The sequence below is a fragment of the Sandarakinorhabdus cyanobacteriorum genome, assembly GCF_002251755.1.
Classification (GTDB): Bacteria; Pseudomonadota; Alphaproteobacteria; order Sphingomonadales; family Sphingomonadaceae; genus Sandarakinorhabdus; species Sandarakinorhabdus cyanobacteriorum.
Genome location: NZ_NOXT01000045.1, coordinates 1 through 2053, shown reverse-complemented (window position 1 = coordinate 2053; position 2053 = coordinate 1). Strand labels below are relative to the sequence as shown.

2 protein-coding genes are annotated in these 2053 nt (G+C 62.6%); both read left to right on the top strand.

Annotated elements, in window-relative coordinates; translation table 11 throughout:
- Position 1: 1 nt before the first annotated feature.
- A complete protein-coding gene (locus CHU93_RS01000; protein ID WP_086117584.1) occupies positions 2–340 on the top strand; it encodes a P-II family nitrogen regulator in 339 nt (112 codons plus the stop codon).
- Positions 341–395: 55 nt separating this feature from the next.
- Positions 396–1805 (top strand): type I glutamate--ammonia ligase, encoded by a 1410-nt coding sequence (glnA, locus tag CHU93_RS00995; RefSeq protein ID WP_086117585.1) that lies wholly within the window; start codon positions 396–398, stop codon positions 1803–1805.
- Positions 1806–2053 lie beyond the last annotated feature (248 nt).

Below are 2053 nucleotides of genomic sequence, written 5' to 3'. Positions count from 1 at the left end.
CGTGAAGAAGATCGAAGCCGTGATCAAGCCGTTCAAGCTGGACGAGGTGAAGGAGGCGCTTCACGAGGTTGGCGTGTCTGGGATTACCGTGACGGAGGCGAAGGGTTTTGGCCGTCAGAAGGGTCATACGGAGCTGTATCGCGGTGCGGAATATGTGGTGGATTTTCTGCCCAAGGTGAAGCTTGAGGTGGTTGTTGACGACGACCAGGTCGAGCGTGTGGTGGAGGCGATCACGAACGCGGCGCGCACGGGCCGGATTGGTGATGGCAAGATTTTCGTGTCGCCGATCGAGATGGCGGTGCGGATCCGCACGGGCGAGCGGGACAGCGACGCCATCTGAGTTTTTTCCTGATCACCCAAGAAGAAGACCCCAGAGGAACAAGAGGGACGATCCAATGACGACGGCTGCAGACATTCTTGCCACCATCAAGGAAAAGGAGATCGAGTGGGTTGATCTGCGCTTCACCGATCCCAAGGGGAAGTGGCAGCACCTGACCATGGTGTCGGGCGTGATCGATGAGGACATGCTGACCGATGGCTTCATGTTCGACGGCTCGTCGATCGCCGGCTGGAAGGCGATCAACGAGAGCGACATGATCCTGAAGCCGGATCTGGACGCGACCTATATCGATCCCTTCTCGGCCACGCCGATGATGATCCTGATCTGCGACATCGTCGAGCCGTCGACCGGCCAGCTCTATGGCCGCGATCCGCGTTCCACCGCCAAGCGCGGTGAGGCGTACCTCAAGGCCAGCGGCATTGGCGACACCGTCTATGTCGGCCCGGAAGCCGAGTTCTTCGTGTTCGACGATGTGCGCTTCGGCCTGGGCTACAACGAGGGCTTCTTCCACCTCGACGATATCGAGCTGCCGACCAACTCGGGCCGCAGCTATGAGCAGGGCAACATGGCCCACCGGCCGCGCGCCAAGGGTGGCTACTTCCCCTGCGCCCCGGTCGACTCGGCGGTGGATCTGCGCGCCGAGATGGTCTCGACCATGCTGGAAATGGGCCTGCCCTGCGACAAGCACCACCACGAGGTGGCATCCGCCCAGCACGAACTGGGCCTGACCTTCGGCACGCTGGTCGAAACCGCTGACCGCATGCAGGTCTACAAGTACGTCGTGCACCAGGTTGCCCATGCCTATGGCAAGACGGCGACCTTCATGCCCAAGCCGATCAAGGACGACAACGGCAGCGGCATGCACACCCACCTGTCGATCTGGAACGGCAAGACCCCGCTGTTCGCTGGTGATCAATATGCCGGCCTCAGCGAGACCGCGCTCTACTTCATCGGCGGCATCATCAAGCATGCCAAGGCCTGCAACGCGTTCACCAACCCGGGCACCAACAGCTACAAGCGGCTGGTGCCGGGCTTCGAGGCGCCGGTGCTGCTGGCCTACTCCAGCCGCAACCGTTCGGCCTCGTGCCGCATCCCCTATGGCACCGGCACCAAGTCCAAGCGCGTCGAGGTCCGCTTCCCCGATGCGCTGGCCAACCCATATCTGGCCTATACCGCGCTCTTGATGGCGGGCCTTGATGGCATCGAGAACAAGATCCACCCTGGTCCTGCCATGGACAAGAATCTCTATGACCTGCCGCCGCGCGAGCTGAAGAAGGTCCCGACCGTCTGCGCCTCGCTGCGCGAAGCCCTGGCCGCGCTCGACAAGAGCCGGGCCGTGTTCACCAAGGGCGGCGTCTTCACCGACGACCAGATCGACAGCTACATCGAGCTGAAGATGGAAGAGGTGCTGCGTTGGGAAATGACCCCGGCGCCGGTCGAGTTTGATATGTATTACAGCGCATGACGGCGCGTGGGTAACGCACAGCGTTACCCACCGACTCGTCAAAGCTCGGCCAGCGAGCGAAAAGGGGCGGCCCAACAGCCGCCCCTTTTTGACTCGTCTGACCCCGGATCAAGTCCGGGGCAAACTAGCGCGGCTCCGCCACGCCCTTCCTTCCTTCTTTGCTCCTTCCCTCCGCAACCTCCCCACCAGCACCGCCAGCCCAGTCGAGCGGACTTGGCCCGCGCGCAGCACCCACGCCCCGCACCAGC